At 68.2% G+C, this 21442-nt stretch carries 21 protein-coding genes, 1 pseudogene and 1 riboswitch; of the genes and pseudogenes, 11 read left to right on the top strand and 11 right to left on the bottom strand.

The window, feature by feature from the left end:
- Window positions 1-8: 8 nt before the first annotated feature.
- Genes LY44_RS15850 through lptF form a run of 3 tightly spaced genes read right to left on the bottom strand, consistent with a single transcriptional unit; the run spans window position 9 to window position 4443 of the window.
- Window positions 9-2216 carry an LPS-assembly protein LptD gene (locus LY44_RS15850; protein WP_160320018.1) on the bottom strand — a complete coding sequence of 736 codons (2208 nt, stop codon included), beginning with the start codon at window positions 2214-2216 and terminating at the stop codon, window positions 9-11.
- Window positions 2216-3316: an LPS export ABC transporter permease LptG gene (gene lptG / locus LY44_RS15845; protein WP_055209049.1), complete on the bottom strand. Its 1101-nt coding sequence runs from the start codon at window positions 3314-3316 to the stop codon at window positions 2216-2218. Before lptG ends, LY44_RS15850 begins: the two co-directional genes overlap by 1 nt.
- Window positions 3313-4443, bottom strand: coding sequence for an LPS export ABC transporter permease LptF (lptF, locus tag LY44_RS15840; protein WP_074554706.1), 1131 nt, complete (start codon window positions 4441-4443; stop codon window positions 3313-3315). Before lptF ends, lptG begins: the two co-directional genes overlap by 4 nt.
- A gap of 167 nt (window positions 4444-4610) precedes the next feature.
- On the opposite strand from lptF, the gene LY44_RS15835 reads away from it, so the two are divergent.
- The 7 genes and pseudogenes from LY44_RS15835 to LY44_RS15805 all read left to right on the top strand — a co-directional run bounded on the left by LY44_RS15835 (window position 4611) and on the right by LY44_RS15805 (window position 10714).
- Window positions 4611-6077, top strand: coding sequence for a leucyl aminopeptidase (locus tag LY44_RS15835; protein ID WP_055209051.1), 1467 nt, complete (start codon window positions 4611-4613; stop codon window positions 6075-6077).
- A 4-nt stretch (window positions 6078-6081) separates the two neighbouring features.
- Window positions 6082-6534, top strand: a complete 453-nt coding sequence (locus tag LY44_RS15830) for a DNA polymerase III subunit chi (RefSeq protein WP_055209052.1) — start codon at window positions 6082-6084, stop codon at window positions 6532-6534.
- Window positions 6535-6609: 75 nt separating this feature from the next.
- A riboswitch (TPP riboswitch) is annotated at window positions 6610-6712 on the top strand.
- A 39-nt stretch (window positions 6713-6751) separates the two neighbouring features.
- Complete coding sequence (gene thiB / locus LY44_RS15825) at window positions 6752-7741, top strand: thiamine ABC transporter substrate binding subunit (RefSeq protein ID WP_055209053.1); 990 nt, start codon at window positions 6752-6754, stop codon at window positions 7739-7741.
- Window positions 7717-9263 (top strand): annotated as a pseudogene (locus LY44_RS15820) (thiamine/thiamine pyrophosphate ABC transporter permease ThiP). The gene thiB and the pseudogene LY44_RS15820 overlap by 25 nt, the downstream one beginning before the upstream one ends.
- The gene (locus LY44_RS15815) at window positions 9247-9942 is read left to right on the top strand and encodes a thiamine ABC transporter ATP-binding protein (RefSeq protein WP_055209054.1); all 696 of its coding nucleotides are present in this window, start codon (window positions 9247-9249) and stop codon (window positions 9940-9942) included. Before LY44_RS15820 ends, LY44_RS15815 begins: the two are co-directional and overlap by 17 nt.
- 105 nt (window positions 9943-10047) lie before the next feature.
- Window positions 10048-10389, top strand: coding sequence for a hypothetical protein (locus tag LY44_RS15810; protein ID WP_055209055.1), 342 nt, complete (start codon window positions 10048-10050; stop codon window positions 10387-10389).
- Between the two features lie 4 nt (window positions 10390-10393).
- Window positions 10394-10714 (top strand): I78 family peptidase inhibitor, encoded by a 321-nt coding sequence (locus LY44_RS15805; protein ID WP_081024393.1) that lies wholly within the window; start codon window positions 10394-10396, stop codon window positions 10712-10714.
- A 56-nt stretch (window positions 10715-10770) separates the two neighbouring features.
- Here LY44_RS15805 and LY44_RS15800 read toward each other — a convergent pair whose 3' ends face one another.
- Window positions 10771-11229: a c-type cytochrome gene (locus LY44_RS15800; protein ID WP_074554724.1), complete on the bottom strand. Its 459-nt coding sequence runs from the start codon at window positions 11227-11229 to the stop codon at window positions 10771-10773.
- A gap of 341 nt (window positions 11230-11570) precedes the next feature.
- Between LY44_RS15800 and LY44_RS15795 the strand changes: the two genes are divergently transcribed.
- Window positions 11571-11918 (top strand): DUF2794 domain-containing protein, encoded by a 348-nt coding sequence (locus tag LY44_RS15795; RefSeq protein WP_055209057.1) that lies wholly within the window; start codon window positions 11571-11573, stop codon window positions 11916-11918.
- 21 nt (window positions 11919-11939) lie between these two features.
- Here LY44_RS15795 and LY44_RS15790 read toward each other — a convergent pair whose 3' ends face one another.
- From LY44_RS15790 to LY44_RS15780, 3 genes are all read right to left on the bottom strand, one after another.
- The gene (locus LY44_RS15790; RefSeq protein WP_055209058.1) at window positions 11940-12767 is read right to left on the bottom strand and encodes a C40 family peptidase; all 828 of its coding nucleotides are present in this window, start codon (window positions 12765-12767) and stop codon (window positions 11940-11942) included.
- Window positions 12764-14167, bottom strand: a complete 1404-nt coding sequence (locus LY44_RS15785; protein WP_081024396.1) for a leucyl aminopeptidase family protein — start codon at window positions 14165-14167, stop codon at window positions 12764-12766. The genes LY44_RS15790 and LY44_RS15785 overlap by 4 nt, the downstream gene beginning before the upstream one ends.
- A gap of 89 nt (window positions 14168-14256) precedes the next feature.
- Complete coding sequence (locus tag LY44_RS15780) at window positions 14257-14637, bottom strand: hypothetical protein (RefSeq protein WP_065118335.1); 381 nt, start codon at window positions 14635-14637, stop codon at window positions 14257-14259.
- Window positions 14638-14791: 154 nt separating this feature from the next.
- Between LY44_RS15780 and LY44_RS15775 the strand changes: the two genes are divergently transcribed.
- Both LY44_RS15775 and LY44_RS15770 read left to right on the top strand, forming a co-directional pair.
- On the top strand, window positions 14792-15442 hold the full coding sequence (locus tag LY44_RS15775) for a carbonic anhydrase (protein ID WP_055209060.1): 651 nt from the start codon (window positions 14792-14794) through the stop codon (window positions 15440-15442).
- Between the two features lie 54 nt (window positions 15443-15496).
- The gene (locus LY44_RS15770; protein ID WP_074554730.1) at window positions 15497-15943 is read left to right on the top strand and encodes a hypothetical protein; all 447 of its coding nucleotides are present in this window, start codon (window positions 15497-15499) and stop codon (window positions 15941-15943) included.
- Window positions 15944-16031: 88 nt separating this feature from the next.
- Here LY44_RS15770 and LY44_RS15765 read toward each other — a convergent pair whose 3' ends face one another.
- The 4 genes from LY44_RS15765 to LY44_RS15750 all read right to left on the bottom strand — a co-directional run bounded on the left by LY44_RS15765 (window position 16032) and on the right by LY44_RS15750 (window position 20270).
- Window positions 16032-16235 (bottom strand): hypothetical protein, encoded by a 204-nt coding sequence (locus LY44_RS15765; RefSeq protein WP_055209062.1) that lies wholly within the window; start codon window positions 16233-16235, stop codon window positions 16032-16034.
- Between the two features lie 25 nt (window positions 16236-16260).
- Window positions 16261-17862 carry a DUF4139 domain-containing protein gene (locus LY44_RS15760; RefSeq protein WP_055209063.1) on the bottom strand — a complete coding sequence of 534 codons (1602 nt, stop codon included), beginning with the start codon at window positions 17860-17862 and terminating at the stop codon, window positions 16261-16263.
- Between the two features lie 101 nt (window positions 17863-17963).
- Window positions 17964-18986, bottom strand: a complete 1023-nt coding sequence (locus LY44_RS15755) for an aspartate-semialdehyde dehydrogenase (RefSeq protein WP_055209064.1) — start codon at window positions 18984-18986, stop codon at window positions 17964-17966.
- Window positions 18987-19091: 105 nt separating this feature from the next.
- Entirely contained in the window at window positions 19092-20270 is a 1179-nt protein-coding gene (locus tag LY44_RS15750) for an MFS transporter (protein WP_055209065.1), read from the bottom strand.
- A 171-nt stretch (window positions 20271-20441) separates the two neighbouring features.
- Here LY44_RS15750 and LY44_RS15745 point away from each other — a divergent pair, with 171 nt between their 5' ends.
- Window positions 20442-21089, top strand: coding sequence for a LysE family translocator (locus tag LY44_RS15745; RefSeq protein WP_055209066.1), 648 nt, complete (start codon window positions 20442-20444; stop codon window positions 21087-21089).
- Window positions 21090-21442 lie beyond the last annotated feature (353 nt).

Raw genomic sequence — 21442 nt, 5'->3', positions numbered from 1 at the left:
GCCCGGTTTCAGCGCCGACAGACCCGCTCGGTCCGGTTGCCGCCCGATCCGGCGCCAAAGCCCGCAAGCGAGATCGACAGGCCGAAGTCGGTTTCGGGCTCCACACTAGTGGAGGACGTGAACCGGCGCGAGAGGGAAAGATCGACGGTGACGCATTCGTTTGAATATTGCAGACCAAGCGACGCCTTGGCGGCGCGGTCGGCGACAAGGTCGTAGCGGGTGTCGAAACTGGTCGACCAGCCGCGGCGCAACTGCCAGTCGGATTCGAACAACAGCTCGGATGTTTTCGGCGTCGCCGCGGTTTCGAGCATCCACAGATAGCCCGCCGCCACCTGCGCCCGGTCGCCCAGATAAGCCAGCCGCAATTCGTCGCGATCAAAGTCCAGATCATCATCGACCAGCGCCCGGTTCGACAGCACCAGCCCGCCCGCCGTGCTCAGATGCGTGGCGATCAGCCAGTCGGAACTGGTGCCCGAAAGCCCCGAGCCCTCGGCGAAATCGCCAAGGTCATCCAGCCGGAACACCCGCCCCGCCGTCAGCCCCAGCGACCAGCCCGAGGCATCATGCCGCGTCCAGCTCAGGCCAAGGTTCGCCCGGGTGCCGCGTTCGCGCCGGTCGCCGCCCGGATAGCGGGAAAAATCGAACAGGTTGCCCTCGTCGAATTCGGTCAGCAGGCTGTCCTCGTCGGGCAGCTGCTTCAGGCTCTTGCCGCTCCAGATGATCTGCGCGACAGGCTCGATCACCTGCACCGCGCGGCCCTCGCTTTTCACCAATGGCCAGCGCAATTCGACCCCAAGCGAGGGCAGCGCGCGCAGGCTTTCGCCGGACAAATCCTTGTCCTGCCGCACCGCGGTGGCGTCGACCGCCAGCTCGCCCTCCAGCGCCGCCAGCACGCCGCCGCCCAGAAGCCAGTTCCGCCGCCATTCCGCCACGCCCGAGATCCGCGTCATGTCGCGCCCGTCGGCGCCCCCCCCGGCATCCGGCCCGTCCGTCGCCAGGTCCGAGGCCCGCCAATGCGCATGCAGGCTGCCCTCGAAGCTCAGCTCGCCGCCGATCAGCCCGGGCCGCCAGACCCGCGTCCAGGCGGCATCGGCCGAGCGCATCGGCTCGGTCTCGTTGCTTTCGCCCTCGCGCAGGGAATGGGTCTTGCCGATCTTCGCCAGCACCATTTCCGTGGCGCGCACCCGCGACAGCGTCACCCCCGACCACAGCCGGTCATCCTCGGTCACGTCGTAATTGAGCAGATAGGACGGGTCCGAGACCATCCGCAGCTGCAGCCCGAGCGTGTAATCGGCGGGCAGCGCGAAAGTGCCGGTGCCGAACAGATAGCCGCGGGTCTTGCCCTCGCGGATGGAATCGCGGCTCGCCGCGCCTTCCAGCTCGAAATGCCCGGTGCGCAGCGCCTGACGATAGCGCAGCCCCAGCGTGCGGGTGTAATTCGCCGACAGATAGGGCGTCACCGTCAGATCGGCCGAGGGGCCGAAAGTCAGGAAATAGGGCACCTTGAGCCCCGGCCCCAGAAGCGAGGTGGTGCGCAGCGTCGGGCGCAGCACGCCCGACATCCGTTCCACCGTCGGATCGGGCATGCGCAGCCGCGGCAGCCAGACCAGCGGCACGCCCATGGCGCGGAACTGTGCGCTTTCGAACAGAAGCTGGCGGGTTTCGGTGTCATGGGTGATGGTGCGGGCGCGGATTTCCCACAAAGGTTCGGGATCGGTCAGACAGACCTTGCACGACGAAGCCACGACCTCGCGCAGCACGGTGCGGGTGCCGTCCTGCCGTTCCAGCCGGTTCGCCGCCAGCTGCAATTCGCGCGACAGCACCATCCGCGCCCCGGTCAGCACGCCGTTTTGCAGATCGCGGCTCAACTCGGCGGTGTCGGCCAGAATGACCGAGCCGGTCGCCCCCGGCTGCACCAGCCGGATCGGCCCCTCGATCGCCAGCCGGTCGGTGGCCTTGTCATAGGTGATGCGCTCGGCGGTCAGCCGGTGTTCGTGCCAATAGACCTCGACATGGCCCGAGGCGATCAGCCGGTCGGCGCCGGTGACCTCGATCCGGTCGGCGAGCAGCGTCGCGGCATCGGAATAAAGCGGCGCCGCCAGCGCGGGGGCGGGCGCGGCCGGGGTCTGCGGCCAGGCCGGGACGGCAAGCGTCAGCGCCAGAACCGTGCCCAAGGCCGTTCCAAGCATCCGGGGCCGCAAGTGGCGGTTGCGCATCATCCCTCCTCCTGCTGCAGAACCAGCGTCAGTGCCAGCATCAGGGCGATGGCAGGCGGCGCCCAGGCCGCCAGCGTGGCCGGGATCTGCCCGTTGTCTCCCAGAACCTGTGCGACATTGCGCAGGAAGAATAGCGCAAGTCCGGCCAGAAGCGCCAGCATCACCCGCCCGCCGGTGCCGCCGAACCGCGTCGGGCGCATGGTGAAGCCGGCCGCCACCAGCACCATCGCGGCGAGCATCAGCGGCTGCGCCAGCTCCACCTGCAGCCAGACGATGTGACGGCGCGCGGAAAAGCCCGCCGCCTCCAGCGCGCGGATGAAGCCCGGCAATTCCCAGATCGGCATCGCCGAGGGGGCGCCGAAACTGTCGGCGATGCTTTCGGCGGTCAGCGTCGAGGGCAGCGAGATCGTCTGCGCCCGCGTCGCGTCGCGTTCGGGGTTGGTCGAGCGGCCCAGCGGCCAGTCCTTCGCCTCTGACAGCACCCAGGCGCCGGGCGTCAGCCAGGCCGAGGCGGCATCGATCCGGCGCACCGGCCCGGCCTTGGCGTCGAACAGAAGGAAGGTCACCTGATAAAGCGCCGTCGCATCGGCATTGCCGCGCATCGCATGGATCACCGCCTGCCCGCCATCGGCCGTGCCCTGCCGCATCCACAGCCCCTCGCGGCCGATCGAGACGGTCTGGCGGCCCTCGGCGCGCAGCTGGCCCTCGATCTCTTCGGCGCGCTTGCTGGTGGCCGAGACGATCGGGTTGCCGACCGCGACCAGCACGACGCCGATCAGCAAAGCCACCGTCACCGGCGCCAGCAGCATCCGCAAGGCCGAGCGCCCGGCGGCGCGGATCACCACCAGTTCCGAAGACCGCGCAAGGCCCAGAAAGGCGACCACGCCCGAGAGCATGACGACCAGCGGAAAGATCGTGTAAAGCGTCGAGGGGGTGGACAGCACCGCCAGCCGCGCCGCATCCGACAGCGCGCCGCGGGCGGGGTCGAGACGGCGGATTTGCTCGACCATCTCGATCAGGAACAAAACCCCCCAGAACGCCCCGGCGACGATCAGGAAGGCCTGCCCGAAGCGGCGCGCGATATAAAGCGACAAGGTCATGCCCGGCCCTCCGCCGCCGTCAGGGGGGGCGACTTGCGCCGCCGCCCGGCCCAGGACAGCGCCAGCGCGACAAGGATCAGCCCGGCCAGCGCGGGCATGTAATGCAGCGCCCAAAGCTCTGGATCGGCGCGGGTCATCGAGGTGGCCAGATTGGACAGCGACTGCAACCCGATCAGCGCCAGCACCGCCAGCCCGATCTGCCGCCACAGCCCCAGCCGCGAAAACCCGCCCAGCATCATCGCCGCCGCCGCGATCAGCGCCGCCACCGGCGCCAGAAGCGGCTGCGCCAGCCGGTCGTTCAGCTCCAGATGCGCCGCCGCCACCGTCGATCCGGTCGCGGCCAGCAGCTCGGGCCCCGGCGCGATCAGATCGCGGCTGGGCACTTCCTCCCAGTCGATGCGCCCGCGCAGGCCGGTGCCGATCGCGCCGCCCAGATCATAGGTGAAATCGGCAAAGCGCGTCAGCGCCAGCGACCCGTCCGAAGGCCGCAGCGTCTGCGCCGTGCCGTCGAACATCACCAGCTTCGGCCCGGCATCCGAGGGCACGATCAGCGCCTTTTCGGCGGTATAGATCGTCTCGGCGGTCTGGCCCCGGGCATCGTAAAGAAAGATGTCCAGAAGCTCGCCCAGATCGGAAATCTCGCGAATATAGACGGTGATGCCCGCGGTGGGGGTCTGGAAACTGCCCTCGGTCAGAAAGCGCGCGGTGACATCTTGCGACACCTGCGCCTGCCGCTCGGCCAGCCGCGCGCGCGAGGCGGGGACCAGTTCATGCACCAGAACCAGCATCAGCGCCGCGACGATCAGCCCGAAAAGGGCGACGGGCCGCGCCAGCCGCCACGGGCTTGCCCCCGCCGATTGCATCACCACCAGCTCGGATTCGCCCGAAAGCCGGTTGATCGCGTAAAGCGTCGCCGCGAAAGCCGCCACCGGCAGCACCAGCGAAATCACCTTGGGCAGGGTCAGCGCGGTGAATTCCAGCACCACCCAGGCGGTCTGGCCGTCGCCGATCAGCTTGTCGAACAAAAGCACCGCCCGGTTCACCCAATAGACCGAGACCAGCACCAGCGCGAAAAATCCGAATATCGCCATCAGCTGGGACAGGAGATATCGGTCCAGGCGTTTCAAAGTCGGATCTCTCCCGCGGGGTTTGCCCCTCTCTAGCGCGGGAACGGGACCGGGAAAAGACGGAAAGACCCGGGGTCGGGCAGCTTCCCGCCCATCACCGGCGCGGCTATACAATCGCTTTGGCGCCGCTTAGGCTTGGCCCGAACCAACCAGCCGCAGGGACAGCCATGATCCACCCCGTCGCCCTTCGTTTCACCGCCTCCGATGCCGAGGCCCTTGCCGCCCGTGAAGGCCGTCTGGCGCTGATCGTGCCGCCCGAGGGCAAGCTGGGCCTGATGGGGCGCAAGCTCGACCGGCTGACGCGGGGCGCGGTGCGGCGGGCGCTGGCATCCGAGGGCTGGGGCAAGCTGGCGGTGGGTGATTCGCTCGACCTCGGCTTTCCGGGCGGTCTGGCCTGCGAGGCGCTGGCCTTGGTCAAGCTTGACCGCCGCGCCAGCGTGGCCGAGGCGCGCAAGGCAGGCGCGACCGTCGCCAAGGGGCTGAATGAGAAAGGCGCGCTGGTGATTGCCGAGGCGCATCCGCGCGCCGCCGACATTTCCTTTGGTCTGGCGCTGCGGGCCTACCGTTTCGATTACCTGAGCGAGCCGAAGAAGCCCTTCGGCCCGGTCGAGATGATGGTGGCATCGCCCGAAACCGTCGCCGCCGAGGCCGCCCCCCATGCCGCGCTGGCCGAGGGGGTGTTTTTCACCCGCGATCTGGTGCACGAACCGGCCAATATCCTGACCACCGACGATTTCGCCGCCCGGCTGGCGGCGATGCACGAGCTGGGCCTCGAGGTCGAGATCCTGGACGAGGACGAGCTGGAGAAACTCGGCTTCCGCGCGCTGCTGGCCGTCGGCCAAGGCTCGGAGAGCCCCTCGAAAGTCGTGGTGATGCGCTGGCAGGGGGCCGAGGCCGATGCGGCGCCGCTTGCCCTTGTCGGCAAGGGCGTCTGCTTTGACAGCGGCGGCATCTCGATCAAGCCCGCGGCGGGCATGGAAGAAATGACGATGGACATGGGCGGGGCCGCGGTCGTCGCGGGCGTGATGCGCACGCTGGCGCTGCGCAAGGCCCGCGCCAATGTCGTGGGTCTGGTCGGGCTGGTCGAGAACATGCCCGACGGGCGGGCGCAGCGGCCGGGCGATATCGTCAAAAGCCTGAAAGGCGACACGATCGAGGTGGTCAACACCGATGCCGAGGGGCGGATGGTTCTGGCCGATGTGCTCTGGTATGCGCAGGAGCGTTTCGCCCCCGCCGCGGTGATCGATCTGGCGACGCTGACCGGCGCGATCATCGTGGCTTTGGGCCATGACCATGCGGGCATTTTCAGCAACGACGACAAGCTCTCGGGCGATCTGCTCAGCGCCGCGAAATCCGAGGGCGAAGGCGCCTGGCCGATGCCGCTCACCCCCGCCCATGATCCGCTGATCAAGTCGCGTCTGGCCGATATCAAGAACTCCGGCGGGCGCTGGGGCGGCGCGATCACCGCGGCGGCCTTCCTCAAGCGCTTCATCAAGCCCGATGTGCCGTGGTGCCATATCGACATCGCGGGCGTCGCCCTGCCGCCCGGCGAGGCCGCGCTGGCGCCGAAAGGCGCGACCGGCTGGGGGGTGATGACGCTGGATCGGCTGATCCGCACCCGCTTCGAGGCGTGAACCCATGCCCGCGCTTTTCTATCACGTCACCCAGTCGCCGGTCGAAGGGGTGGTCGAAACGCTGCTCACCCGCGCGCTGGCGCAGGGCTGGCGGGTGGAACTGCGCGGGGTTTCCCCCGAACGGATGGACTGGCTCGATCAAAAGCTCTGGCTTGGCCCCGAGGAAGAGTTCCTGCCGCATGGGCTGGCGGGCGGGCCGCATGATGCGCTGCAACCTGTTTTGCTGACCACCAGCCCGCGCCCCGAGGGGCGGCAGGCGGTGATGACGCTGGATGGTGCCGAGGTCACCCCCGCCGAGGTGGCGGCGGCCGAACGGGTCTGGATCCTGTTTGACGGCCGCGACGAGGTGGCCGTCGCCCGCGCCCGCGATCAATGGAAGGCGCTGACCGGGGCGGGCACCGCCGCGCAATATTGGAGCGAGGAAAGCGGCCGCTGGCAGAAGAAGGCGGAAAAGTAGCCCCCTGCGCCCCCCACCTCGCGCCCCGCAAAATACAGTTTTCGCTTGCAGCTTTGGCGCGCGGCCTTATGGTCCGATCCCACCTCGGGGTGCTCTGTCAGGGGCTGAGATGCGTTTTCGCAAACCCGTTGAACCTGAACCGGTTAAGACCGGCGGAGGGAAGGTATCCGGGCACTCTCCCGGCCTGACCCCGCCCGTCAAGCCATTGGAGAGAAAGATGAAAACTGCTCTGATGCTGGCGGGTTGCGTGCTTGCCGCAACCCCTGTTCTGGCCGGGGACAAACCCGTCCTCACCGTCTATGCGCCCGAATATTTTACCTCTGAGTGGGGCCCCGGCCCGGCGATCGAAAAGGGCTTCGAGGCGGACTGCGGCTGCGATCTGCGCTTCGTCGCGGGCGATGTGCTGCCGCGGCTCTTGCTGGAAGGCGAGAAGACCGAGGCCGATGTGGCGATCGGGCTGAACACCGACATCACCGCCCGCGCCCGCGCCACCGGGCTTTTCGCGCCGCATCATCAGGATCTGTCGCGCCTGACCCTGCCGATTGCCTGGGCGGATGACACTTTCCTGCCCTTCAACTGGTCCGAGGTCGCCTTTGTCTATGACAAGACGAAGCTGGCCAACCCGCCGAAATCCTTTGCCGAATTGCTCGACGCCCCCGAAGGCGCCTTCCAGATCGCCATCGAGGATCCGCGGTCGTCAACCGCCGGCCTCGCGCTGCTTTTGTGGGTCAAGCACATCTACGGCGACAAGGCGGGCGAGGCCTGGGCGAAGCTTGCGCCCAAGGTGCTGACGGTGACGCAGGACTGGTCCGAGGCTTACGGGCTTTTCACCGAGGGCGAGGCCGACATGGTCCTGTCCTTCACCACCTCGCCCGCCTATCACCGCATCGCCGAACAGGATGACAGCAAGGCAGCGGCGATCTTCCCCGAGGGGCATTATTTCTATACCGAGCTCGTGGCGCAGCTGAAGACCTCGGACCAGCCGGAGCTGGCGCAGAAATTCATGGATTACATCCTGTCGGACGGGTTTCAGAGCATGATCGCCACGGCGAACTGGTCCTATCCGGCGATCGAGAAACCGGGCTTCCTGCCCGAGGGTTTCGCCACCCTGCCCCGCCCCGCGACAACCTTCTTTTACACCGAAGCCGAGGCCGAGGCCCTGCGCGCCCCGGCGCTGGAAGAATGGCGCGCGAATTTCGGCAAATGATCCCGGCGGCATCGGCGGCGGTCCTCGTGGCCGCGCTGGTGCTCGCCCCCCTCGGCGCGGTGATGATCCGCGCCGGGGGGCTTTCGGCTTTGACCGCCGCCGATCTGGAGGCGCTGCGCTTCACGCTCTGGCAGGCGTCGCTCTCGGCCCTTTTTTCCTGCCTGCTGGCGATCCCGCTGGCCCGGGCGCTGCACCGGCGCCGCTTTCCAGGCCGCAGCCTGTTCATCGCGGCGCTTGGCGCGCCGTTCCTGTTGCCGACGCTGGTCGCGGTGTTGGGGCTGCTGGCGATCTTCGGCCGTCGCGGACTCCTCAATGGCGCGCTTCAGGCGCTGGATCTGCCCGGGGTCTCGATCTATGGCCCCTGGGGCGTGGTGATCGGGCATCTGTTCCTGAACCTGCCGCTGGCGACGCGGATGGTGTTGCAGGGCTGGCAGGCGATCCCGGCCGAGCGGGTGCGGCTGGCGCTCTCCCTTGGCCTTGGCCCGGCGGAAATCGCAAGGCATCTGGAGGCGCGGATGCTGCGCGCCGTCCTGCCCGGGGCGTTTCTGGCGGTCTTCCTTGTCTGTCTGTCGTCCTTTGCCGTCGCGCTGACTTTGGGCGGCGGTCCCCGCGCCTCGACGATCGAGGTGGCGATCTATCAGGCCTTCCGCTTCGATGCCGATCTGGGCCGCGCCGCGGCGCTCTCGCTTGTGCAGGTGGCGCTGGCGCTGGTGGCCCTTGCCATCGCATCGCGGCTGACGCTGCCGGCCGGCTTCGGCGCCGGGCTGGACCGGGCGCAGCCGCTGCAGCTGGCGCCGGGGCTGCCGCATCGGCTGATCGATGCGCTGATCCTGACCGCGGCGGCGGGCTTTTTGCTGAGCCCGCTGGCCGCCATCGCGCTGCGCGGCCTGCCTGCGCTGGGGTCGCTGCCCGGACAGGTCTGGCAGGCGGCTTTCACCTCGGTCTGGCTGGCGCTCGGAGCGGCCGCGCTGACGATGGCGCTGGCGTTGCCGCTGGCTTTGGCGGCCCCGCGCCGGATCTGGGCCGAGCCCGCGGCGATGCTGCCGATGGCGGCTTCGTCGCTTGTCCTTGGCACCGGGCTTTTCCTGATCGCGCAGCCCTTCGTGGCGCCGACCGCGCTCGCCCTGCCGGTGACGCTTTTGACCAATGCCGCGCTCAGCCTGCCTTTCGCCGTCCGCCTGCTTTTGCCCGAGGTCCGCGCCCTGCAGGCCGATTACGACCGGCTGGCCGAAAGCCTGAACCTGCGCGGCCTGGCCCCCGGCTGCGGTTCCTCACCCTGCCCCGGCTTGCCCGCCCGACGGGCTTTGCCGCGGGCATCGCGGCGGCCTTTTCGATGGGCGATCTGGGCGCCATCGCGCTGTTCTCGGATGGGCGCAGCCAGACCCTGCCGCTCGCCGTCTATCAGCTGATGGGCAGCTACCGGATGGATCAGGCCGCGGGCGCGGCTTGCCTTTTGATGGTGCTGACCTTTGTCCTTTATGCCGCCTGTGACCGGATCGGAGCCCATGCTGACCCTCGATAAGATCCTGATCCTTCAGGATGATTTCCGTCTGAACGCCGATTTCGCCATTCCCGAAGCCGCGCGGGTGGCGCTATTGGGCCCCTCGGGCGCGGGGAAATCGACGCTGCTGTCGACGCTGGCGGGGTTTCTGGCGCCCAGCCGCGGGCGGATCCTGTGGCGCGGCACCGACATCACCCAGCTTGCGCCGGGCGCGCGGCCGCTCTCGATCCTGTTTCAGGACCAGAACCTGTTTCCGCATCTGAGCGTGGCGCAGAACCTTGGCCTTGGGATTTCGCCAAAGCTGCGGCTGGCCCGCGCCGATCACGCGAAGATTGCGGCGGCGCTTGACCGGGTCGGGCTTTCGGGGCTGGGGGATCGGCGGCCCGCGACGCTCTCGGGCGGGCAGCAAAGCCGGGTGGCGCTGGCGCGCTGTCTTCTGCGGGGCCGCCCGATCCTTGCGCTGGACGAGCCCTTTGCCGCGCTGGGTCCGGCGCTCAAATCCGACATGCTGGCGCTGGTGGCCGAGATCGCCGCCGAGCAGCGCGCCACCGTGCTGATGGTCAGCCACGATCCCGCCGATGCGATCGCGCTTTGCCCGCAAACCGTGCTGGTGGCCGAGGGCGTCGCCCATCCGCCCGCCGCCACCGCGGCACTTCTGGCCGATCCGCCGCCCGCGCTTGCCGCCTATCTGGGCAAATGATCGAAAAAGCCGCCCGATCCCTGCAAGCCGGGTTCTCTTCCGCCTTTCCGGCCTGTATAGAAAGGGCGATTTCGCGGCCTTGCCGCATCTGCCGGATGGAAGACTATGCTCACCAAATATGCCCTTCTTGCCCTTGCCGCGCTGAGCCTGACCGCCTGCGGCCCTTCGCCTGAAGAAGAAGCCGCCGCCGAGCCCGCGCCGGTGCCGCATCTGACGCAGCCGGTGTTCCAGACCGGGGTGCTGGAAAACCGCTCGCCCGACACCTGCCACGCGGCGCGCTATGCCTCGGCGCTGGGGCAGCCCGCGACGATCATCCCGACGCTCGGCATCGCCGATCCGGTCAACGTGATCGAATGGCGGGGCATCGAGCCGCAGGAATACAATTCGCACCGCGTGGTGTTCCGCCTCGATCCGAAAGGCAACATCTTCAACATCGACTGCGGTTGAGCCGATGCGGGCGAAAGCTCTTTTCCGGCTGGCCGTCGGTCTGTCGCTTGTCGGCCTGACCTCGGGCTGCTTTCTGGTCGTGCCGGTGCCGCTCGGCACCGCCGTCCCCCCGTCCGCAACCGCCCCTTCCGTGCCCGACAGCTGCGGCGCCGCCGCGCTGAAGGATCTGATCGGGCAGCCGAAATCCGCGCTGGACGGGCGCGATCTGGCCGCCGCGACCCGGATCATTCATCCCGGCCAGCCGGTGACGCTGGATTACAGCGCCGAGCGGCTGAACATCCTGATCGACCGCAAGGGGCGGATTTCCAGCCTGAATTGCGGCTGAGCGGGCCCGGATCGAAAAAGCAAGATCGAAAAGCAAAGGGGGCCGCGGCCCCCTTTTCATTGCAGCTTGAAGCGGCCGTGGCAGTCCTTGCAGGCCGCCTGCACCGGGGCCAGCGTTTCCGCCAGCGCCCCCGCCTCCGACCCGTCCAGCGCCGCCGCGGTCTTCACCAGCTTCGCCGTCTTTTGCCGGAATTCGGACGGCGCGGCCCAGATCTCGGGCAGCGCCTGCGAGGCCGGATCATCGGCCTTCGCGCGAAAGGCCGGGGCCAGCCCCTCTGCCCCCGCCTGCAGCGCCGTGATCGCCGCAGCGACCTTGTCGGCCGCAAAGGGCTGCGCCCCCGAAGCGGCCTCGGACAAGAGTTTCATCTGCGCCTTGTAGCCCTGCATCAGCTCGACCCGGGCCCTGACCTCCGGGTTGCTGACGCCATCGGCGGCATAGACGATGCCCCCGACAAGAGCCAAGGCGACGGTCAGGCCAAGATGAATGGCCACATACAGTCGTCGTTTCAATTGCATGAAGTTCTCCCTCTTCATGCCTCCACATGAGAGCGGGAGGGGGCACATGGCAAGCGCCCCGACGATCACGAAAATGAAAGCCCCGCCCGGGTGGGGGCGGGGCTCTCGGTGCGGAAAGCCGCCCCGGCGAACGAACTGGGTGGGGGCTGTTGACCGTCCGCCGGGGCTTTCAGCGTTTTCCGCCGGGGCTCAGACTGCGGACCAATCGCGGCGCAATCGCGCTGGCCAAAGGGTATTTTACGGGCCTTTTCGCGGCAGGATCCGGGCAGGGTGAATGACGTGAAAGCCCTGTCAAACAAGGGCGGATTGATTTTTCGCCGCGGGAATGCCACGCTTTCGCCATGACACTTCAGCCGCCCACGCCCTTCCCCGGACCCGCCGCCGCGCCCGCCCAGGTCAGCTTCGACCGGCGGGAACTTGGCGCCATCCTGACGGTCTACGGACGCATGGTGGCGATGGCCGAGGCGCGCGATTACGCGCTCAGTTTCGGGCGCGAGGCGGCGGTCTTTGCGATCTTACGCCGCACCATGGAGAGCCCGCTCTACCGCCTCGAAAAGCGGCCGGCGCTGCGCAACCGGCAGGGGATCTATGCGCTGATCGGGGCCGAGGGGCAGGTTTTGAAACGCGGACACGAGCTGGCGCCGCTTCTGCGGGTGATCGAGCGCAAGCTGATCCGCGCGGTGGAGTGAGCGGCGAATCACCCGTCGCTCTCACCCCGGACGCTTGCGCCCGAAATAGCGCCCGCCCTCGGTGGCGGCGATGCGGGCCAGACAGGCACCGATCGGCTCGCGGCTGACCTGCATCGCATGGCCGTTGGCGTGCAAAAGCGTGCTGTCATCCAGCGCGATCGCGACGTGACCGGCCCAGAAGAACAGATCGCCGCGTTCGGTCGGCGCGTTGTCGGGCAGAAAATCGCCAAAGGCGGCGCGCTGCTGGTCGCTGTCGGCGGGACAGGCGCGGCCCGCCAGCGTGAAGGCCAGCTGCACGAGGCCCGAGCAATCGATCCCCGCGGCGGAATTGCCGCCCCACAGATAGGGCGTGCCGAGAAGCCGCTCGGCCACCGCGACCGGATCGGGCTCGGGCTCGGTCAGCGGGCGCAGATGGCTGGCGGGCACGAAACCGTCGGGGGTGCGGGCGAGCGCCCCGACAACCTCCAGCACCGCGACGCGGGCGCCAAGGCTGAGCGCGCCGATCTCGCCGCGCTTGATCGAGGCCTCGCGGTAGAGATGCGTGCCGCGGCTGGCGACGACATGGGTGGCGGGCACGGGCGCGGCCAAAGCGGCCTCGGGCAGCCAGCCGCAGGCGCCGTCCATCGCCGCCTGCGCAAAGGCGAAACCATCACGCCGGTCGATCACGGTGACCGCGGCGCCATGCAGCCATTGCCGCTCCCGCGGGCCCCCGGGGTCGAGCGCCAGATCCACCAGCATCGCGCCGATCCGCGCCGGTTCGCCCGCATGGAAGGCGGGGGCCTCGATCTGACCGCGCAGGCTTTCCAGCGCGACACGGCCCGAAAAGGGCACCAGACGGCGGTCGCTCACAGCCCCAGAACCTCGGAGAGCGCGCCCAGAACGGCGCGGCCGCCCTGCCCCAGCCCGCCCTTGCTCCGGCCCGGCGCGGCGGTGGGTTGCCAGGCGTAAAGGTCGAAATGCACGAAACGTTCGGTCTCGGTGACGAAGCGGCGCAGGAACAGCGCCGCGGTGATCGAGCCCGCCATGCTGCCCGCGGGGCAGTTGTCGAGATCGGCAAGGCTCGGCTCGATCTGCGGCTCATAGGGTGCCCAGAACGGCATCCGCCAGAGCGGATCGCCATTGCGCATCCCCGAGGCCGTCAGCGCCGCCGCCAGATCGTCATCATCGGTGTAAAAGGGCGGCAGATCGGCGCCCAAGGCCACCCGCGCCGCGCCGGTCAGCGTCGCCATGCACAGGATCAGATCGGGTGCCTCCTCGTCGGCGGCGGCCAGCGCATCGGCCAGGATCAGACGGCCCTCGGCATCGGTGTCGTTGACCTCGACCGTCAGCCCCTTGCGCGAGGTGTAGATGTCGCCCGGCCGCATCGCATTGCCCGCCACCGCATTTTCCACCGCGGGGATCAGAAGCCGCAGCCGCAGCGGCAGGTTCAGCGCCATGATCATATGCGCGAGCGCGAGCTGGTTCGCCGCCCCGCCCATGTCCTTTTTCATCAAGGCCATCGTGGCCCCGGTCTTCAGGTTCAGCCCGCCGGTGTCGAAACAGACGCCCTTGCCGACCAGCGCCAGATCGGGGCCCGTCTCGCCCCAGCGCAGCTCGATCAGCCGCGGCGCCCGCGCGCTGGCGCGGCCCACCGCATGAATGAGCGGATAGCCCTGCGCCAGCAGATCCTCGCCGGTGATCACCGCGACCTTCGCGCCATGCCGCGCGGCAAGGTCGCGGACGGCGGCCTCAAGCTCATCCGGGCCCAGATCGTTTGCGGGGGTGTTGACCAGATCGCGGGCCAAAGCCTCGGCCTCGGCCATGATTTCAAGCCGCCCCGCATCCAGGCCCGCAGGCGCCACCAGCCGCGCCTCGGGCACCGATTGCGGGCCGTAGCGGTCGTAGCGATAGGCTTCAAGGAGCCAGCCCAAAGCTTCGGATTTTTGCACCTCGGCCGGCAGCGGGCCGGCCAGAGCCCAGGCCCCGGCGGGCAGTTTTGCCGCCGCCGCCGCCAGCTGGAACCGCGCCCGCGCCCGTTTGCGCGCATCGCCATAGCCGAACAGCGCCGCCACGATCGCCCCGGTTTCGTCGGGCAGCAGGCACAGGCTGCCCAGCGCGCCGGTGAAGCCCTGCGCCGCAGCAAAGGCCCGTTGCGCCGGTGTCAGCGCCGCGGGCAGATCGGCCCCCGCCTCGACCAGATGCAGCGGACGCGCCGCGGCATCGGCGGGCGCGAAGCGCATCTCGGGACGGAAACGGAAAAGATCGGACATGCTCGGGCCTCCTGCGACTGTCGCGCCAGCCTAGCGCGGCGATCGGCGCCCGCAAGCCCCGTTCGCCGCCCGAAGACCGCCCGACGGCATCAGAGCTGCATGTCCTGATAATCCCAGACCGCGGTCAGCGAGCGTTCGGCCAGCCGCACCAGCCGCGCCAGAACCGAGGCCTGCGCCACCGCATCGCCGCGTGTGACACAATCGCGCAGATCCTGCGCCACCCGCGCCAGAAGCACCATGCCGACCTGCCGCGCCAGCCGGGCAATCTCGGCCGAGCCATGGTCGAGCACCTCAAGGCGCCGCTCCTGCGCGGCCAGCTGCACCGCCACCAGATGCACCGCCAGATCCTCCATCGCGGCGGCAATCAGCCGTTCTGCCGCGAATTGCCCCAACTCGGCATACAGAACCACAAGCCTGTCCGGATCGAGCCGCACCGGCTCGTCCATCCGCAATTTCTCGATCGCGCTCACCCCAGCCTCCGTCTTCGTCTTCGTAATTCCAGCCCCCACGGCCACGGTCACCATGACTGCCAAGTTTCAAGAAAAGGTTGAGGCGCGGCGAAAAAGCCCTCGCATTCAAGCGGGTTGATGCCTATCTGATCTGGAACTTGCGACGGGGATGACAATGAAAGAGCACGTGCGGCCCTTGCCCTCCTACCTTGCCAACCGCTACCATGGCTGGCGCGCCACCACTTATACGGAAAACCGCCCCTGGTATCGCCGTCTGGCCGATGCCGGTCAGCACCCGCGGGCGATGGTGATTTCCTGCTGCGACAGTCGCGTGCATGTCACCTCGATCTTCGGCGCGGACGAGGGCGAATTCTTCATTCACCGCAACATCGCCAATCTGGTGCCGCCCTACAACCCGGACGGCGATCACCACGGCACCTCGGCCGCGATCGAATATGCGGTGCGCAATCTGAAGGTGGCGCATGTGATCGTGCTCGGCCATTCGCAATGCGGCGGCGTCGCGGGCTGTCATGCGATGTGTTCGGGCCATGCGCCGGAGCTGGACGAGAAGACCTCGTTTGTCGGCACCTGGCTTGATCTGCTGCGGCCCGGTTTCGAACGGGTCAAGGACAAGCCCGAGGCCGAGCGGGTCACCGCGCTGGAACGGGAATCGGTGGTGATCAGCCTGGAAAACCTGCTGACCTTCCCCTTCGTGCGCGCCGCGGTCGAGGCGGGCGACATGAGCCTGCACGGGCTTTGGAACGACATCGGCGAGGGGATGCTCTGGCAGTTCAACCCGGAGAGCAAAATTTTCGAGCCGATCTGAATCAACCTTAATTCGATTCACCTCGTATTAAGGTCGATGCGCGAATCTGGGGACATGACACAGCACCGACTCGTCACCCTTCGCCTTCCGACGGACCTGATCGCCAAGATCGAGGCCGCCGCCCGCCTGCAGGAGGAAACCCCTGCAGAGCTGATCCGACGCTCGCTTTGCGACGCGCTGCGCGAAGCCCCGAGCGTCGTGCAAAAAAACGAGATGGCGGTGATCACCGCCGCCTTCGACAAGGCGCAGGGCTGGCTTGATTTGCAAGCCAAGCTGCGCAAGGCCGGCTTCGTGCTGCGGCTCGAGGACGAACGGCTGGGACTGCACGAATGGCCTTCGGACCGGTTCGTGCTCTGGATAGAAGAGATCGGCCATTCGCTGACCGATCTGATGCTGCAATACCGCGCCCCCTTCCCCGGCGCGCTGACCCGACGGGCGGGGCTTGCCCCGCGCGAGGTCGGTGTGACCGGCAGGGGACGACACTCGGGGCGGGCCGCCTGAAGGCGACCCCGCTGCACCGCCAGAATGGCGGCGTGATCCGGCCCCCCGCATGCGGGGCCAGCCCTGACCGGCGGCAGAACGCCCCCGGTCAGGGTTTTTCTTTGCCGCTTTCGCCCGATGATCGGCGGGCGGCGTCCTGTCGCCCGCGGGCGATCTGTCGGAACACCAGCCCCACCGCGGCGGCCCAAAGCCCGGCGATCAGCGCCAGTTCCAGGGCCGAGGGCGCCCTGTCGGTCCATTGCAACACGGCATAGACCCCGGTGCCGATCAGCAGGCCCTTGAGGATCTCCATCCGAAGATCTCCCCGCGCCCGGGGCTCACTGCAACACCTGATCGGCGGGCCAGCGCATCTTCGTCTCAAGCCGGATCGCCTGCGTCGCGCCCGCCGCCAGATCGAATTCCCAAGCCAGAACGCCGCGCATGTCGTCGTAGTCGGTCGTGGTCGCGGGCGGCGTCGCGCTATGGCTGATCTGCAGATCCTCCTGCTCGGCATAGGGCACGCGGTCGATCACCCGTAGCGCCCAGGGCTTGCCGGTCAGGTTCTCGACCGTGATCTCGGCGGTCTCGGTGCGCTCGTTCGACTTGGTGATCAGGCCGCGGTCGCCCTCGTTCGCCTGCGGGATCACCCGCTTCAGCCGCAGCCCGTCGATCGCGCCAAAGCCCAGCCGCAGGGTGTCGCCCGCCGCCACCAGCGGCAGATCGGCCGCCCCCACCACCGCGCCATCAAGCCAGAGCACCGCCGGGCCGGGCAGGATCGGCTCTGCCCCCGCAGTCTGCCCCTCGACGACCCGATAGGCGGTCTCGTCGAACATCGGCACCGCCTCGGCCAGCAGCTTGACCGGCAGCTCGATCCGGTCGAGCTTCAGGCGCAGGTTTTCCACCCCGTCGCGGATATCGACCGCGGCCGGATAGGTGTAAGTCACGGTTTCGCCTTGCAGTTCCATCGCCATCCGGCCCGCCGCCGGGGCCGCCTCCATCACCGGGGCGGCCGCATAGCTGTCCATCGCCGCTTTCGGCGCGGCCATCCCCCCCATCGGCGGCGCGGGCGGGCCGATCCGGCGCAGATCCGACCACATCTCCGACGGGTCGGTGCGGTCCGAAGGCCGCGCCGTCGACAGCACCAGCGCCACCCCACGCCAATCCTCGCCCGAGGCCTGATGCACCGAGACGAAACGATCCAGCGCGAGGCTGCCCGCGGCACTGTCCAGCCGGGCGTCATAGCTGGGCGCCCAGCCCGCCTCGGCCACAAAGGTCGTCACCGTGACCCTGCCCGCCCCCGACACCGTCAGCAGCAGGGAATCGCTGTCCTTCGCCGGGTTTTGCAGCGCCGCCAGCGCCTGTTTCGCCCGCGCCACCGCCTCTTTCGCCGGTTTCAGCGCCGCTTCCGCCGCGCGCAGCTCGGCCCGGGCCGCGATCCGGGCCTGTTCGGCCGCCAGAACCCCCGCGGAAACCGTCCGCGCCAGCGCCGTCACCTTGTCGGGCGGCGTGTTCGAGGTGTCGAGCGCGGTGAAGAAATCGGCCTCGGCCTCGGCCGCGGTGATCCTGGCACGCAGCGCGGCCAGCTTGTCCTGCTGCGCGGCCAAATCGGCGCGCGCGGCCTCAAGCGCGGCGCGGGCGGCGCGGACCTCGGCCGAAGGCGCGCGGTCTGTGGCGGGTTCACGATCCGCCATCAGCGTCACCGCACCGATCTCCACCCCCTCCCCCGTCACGCGCAGGCTGGCGGGATCGGTGCCGTCGGGCAGATCGGGCACCAGCACCTCGGTCACGCCCGCGGGCACGGTGACGGCGCGCGTCACCTGCGCCCCTTCGGGGAAAAGCGTGACTGTCGAAAGGGTTGCCGGAATTTCGGCAGGCGCGGCGAACAGCGCCGCAGGGGCACAGGCCAGACAAAGGCTGGCGAAAAGCGGCAGACGGGGCATGGGTTCCTCCCGGAAAAGATGCTCCAGCGTCCCTTGGGTCGCGCCCAAAAGCAAGAGGGCGCCCCGGGGGACGCCCTCACGTTTCAGCGGGTGGCCCGTGATCAGCCTTTTTTCAGGCAGCGCTGGCCCAGCACTTCGGCGATCTGCACCGCGTTCAGCGCCGCGCCCTTGCGCAGGTTGTCCGAGACGCACCACAGGTTCAGCCCGTTCTCGATCGTGCTGTCTTGCCGGATGCGCGAGATATAGGTGGCATATTCGCCGACGCATTCGACCGGCGTGATGTAGCCACCGGCTTCGCGCTTGTCGACAACGAGCACGCCCGGCGCCTCGCGCAGGATCTCGGTCGCCTCTTCCCAGTCGAGGAAGTCTTCGAACTCGATGTTGATCGATTCCGAATGGCCGACGAAGACCGGCACGCGCACGCAGGTGGCGGTCACCTTGATCTTCGGATCCAGGATCTTCTTCGTCTCGGCGACCATCTTCCATTCTTCCTTGGTATCACCGGAATCAAGGAAAACGTCGATATGCGGGATCACGTTGAAGGCGATCTGCTTCGGATAGACCTTGGGCGCGACTTCCTGACCGGGGACATACATGCCCTTGGTCTGGTTCCACAGCTCGTCCATCGCTTCCTTGCCGGTGCCCGACACGGATTGATAGGTCGAGACCACGACGCGCTTGATCTTGGCGCGGTCATGCAGCGGCTTGAGCGCCACCACCATCTGCGCGGTCGAGCAGTTCGGGTTCGCGATGATCATCTTGTTGGTGTAGCGCACGACGTCATGGGCGTTCACCTCCGGCACGATCAGCGGGATCTCCGGGTCGTAACGGTAGAGCGAGGAGTTGTCGATCACCACGCAGCCCTGCGAGGCGGCTTTCGGCGCATAGACTTTCGTCGCGTCCGAGCCGATCGCGAAGAGCGCGATGTCCCAGCCGGTGAAGTCGAACGTGTCCAGATCCTGGGTCTTCAGAGTTCGGTCGCCAAAGCTGACTTCGGTGCCAAGCGACTTGCGCGACGCCAGCGCCGCGATTTCGTCCACCGGAAACTCGCGCTCGGCGAGAATGTTCAGCATTTCCTTGCCAACGTTGCCCGTGGCTCCGACGACGACGACCTTGTAGCCCATTCGGACCTCCTTCTCGAAAGAACGACCCCGGCTAGCGGAAACGGGGGGGTTTGGAAAGGGGTTCGGGAAGTTTTCGGGAAAGTGGTGCCGAAACACCCGCCCGGCTCACGCCGGGCGCGCGCGGGAAAACAGATAGACGGCGAGCCCCGCCACCACCGGGATCAGGAAGAACAGGAACAGCATCCGGTAAGCCGCGACCGGATCGCCCGCGCTTGAGGCCGCAGCAAAGACCGGACGCGAGAGGAACAGCCCGATCCCCGCCCCGGCGATGGAAAAAAGGTTCAGAAGCGTCACCCCCCGGCCCACCAGATGCGGCGGCAGGAAGGCCCGGCCATGCGCCATCAAGACCGGAAAGGAGGCGCCGAAAAACCCGACGGCAGCCAGAAGCGCGGTCGCCTGCCACAGCCCCGCATCGGGCGCGAGGGCCAGCGCGGCAAGGGCCAGACACAGCACCAGATTGCCTGCGATCGCCACCCGCTTGTGGCTGCCCAAAAGCCGATCCGCCGGACCATAGGCGAAATTGCCCAGCACCATCGCCACCCCCATCACCAGCGTCACCGTGCCAATCAGGCCCGCATCGGCGTCATGCAACGCGCTCAGCCAGGGCCCCGCCCAAAGGCCCCGGATCGCCGCGGCGGCGGTGTAATTGGCAAAGATCAAGGGCAGGATCAGCCAGAAGCCGGGAAGGCGCAGGATGTCGAAGACAGTGCCCTTTTGGCCCTTTTGCACGATCCGCTCGGGGTCGCGGGTAAAGATCAGGATCGCCAGCGCCACCAGCAGCGTCACCCCGGTCAGCCCCCACAGCGTGGCCCTCCAGCCAAAGGCGTCAATCGCCGCGGCGAGCGGCGCCGCGCCTGCCAGATTGCCCAGACTGCCGACGCCGATCACCGCCGCGGCCAGGGTGCCGAAGATCGCGGGGGAAAAACTGCGCGCAAAGATGTAGTAAGATCCCATCAGAACGGGCGAGCAACCGATGCCGATCAGCACCATCGCCAGATGGATGCCCCAGGGCCCGGTGGCCAGCGCGAAGGCCGCCGCGCCCCCGCCCCCGCCCAGCGCCAGCAACCAGCCCACGGTATGGCGCGGCCCGATCCGGTCGAGCGCCTCGCCCACCGGGATCTGCATCAGCGCGAAGGCCAGATACCAAAGCCCGAGCGAGACGGCCAGATCCTCGGCCGTCGCGCCCAGTTCCGTCTTCAGAACCGGCGTCAGCACCGCAAGGCAGGCGCGATAGAACTGGCTGAGCACATAGCCCGCCACAAGAAACGCAATCGACAGTCGCATGATCCCTCCCCGGAGCCGGGCCAAGCTGCCTTGGGCCGGAGGCAAACACAAGGGGGGCCGCGCCCCGAAACGGCAAGCCTGGGGCCTTTGCGGCGCGCGGCCCGCAAGCTTGCGGGCGCCCTGCGGCTGACCTATAGCTCACGCCATTCTTGCCGCGCCGGGGGCCGATCCTTGTTCGATTACACCGTTCTGCACTGGTCGACCTTTCTGACCGCCGCCGCGCTTTTGAACCTGTCGCCCGGCCCGGACATGGCCTTCATCCTCGGGCAGACCCTGCGCGGCGGCCGCAAGGCGGGTTTCGCGGCGATGTCGGGGATCTGGACCGGCGCTCTGGGCCATGCACTGTTGGCCGCGGCCGGGCTTTCGGCGATCCTCGCCTCTTCGGCGCTGGCCTTCGGACTGGTGAAATGGGTCGGGGCGGCCTATCTGATCTGGCTCGGCCTCGGGGCCCTGCGCGCGCCCGGCGGCGCCTTCCTGTCCGAGCCGCCGGAGGGCGCCCGCCCCGGCCTGCAAGTCTGGCGGCAGATCTGGCGGCAGGGGGTGTTCGTGTCGCTCCTCAATCCCAAGGTCGCGATCTTTTTCCTGGCTTTCCTGCCGCAATTTGTCGTTGCCGGGGCGGGCCCGGTCTGGGCACAGCTTTTCCTGCATGGGTTTCTGGTCATCGCCGTTGCGGCGCTGATCGAGCCGCCGCTGGTCCTGATCGCCGAGACGGTGACGCGCGGGCTTCGCCGACGCCCCGGGTTCGGGCTGTGGCTGGACCGCGCCCTTGGCACGCTGCTCGTCGGCCTCGGGGTCGGATTGGCGTTTCAGCAGCGCTGATCCGGCGCGGCCCCGATCACCCGGGAACCGCGATGTGTATTGCCCCACTGAATTTCTACTCATGCTACAAAGGAGAACGTGGCAATGAGTATGACGATGGACGACAGCATCAAACGTTGGACGGCAAAGCGGAAAACCGCCTTGGTGATCGAGATCATTCAGGGCACTTGTGAGGGACCGTGGCGCCAGTGGCGCCGCGTAAGCCCGAACAAGGACGGTGGCGGAGGCGAGCCGGTCGTTTGACCTGACGCCTTCCGAGATCGAGGGCTGGGTCGAGGACGCGAAGCGGGGCATGGAGAATTCCTTGCGCGCCAACCCGCTCGATATTCGCGAGCAATACGAAAAGCAGCTCA

Source organism: Rhodobacter capsulatus (genome assembly GCF_003254295.1).
GTDB lineage: Bacteria > Pseudomonadota > Alphaproteobacteria > Rhodobacterales > Rhodobacteraceae > Rhodobacter > Rhodobacter capsulatus.
This window is presented reverse-complemented; position numbering and strand designations above follow the sequence as displayed.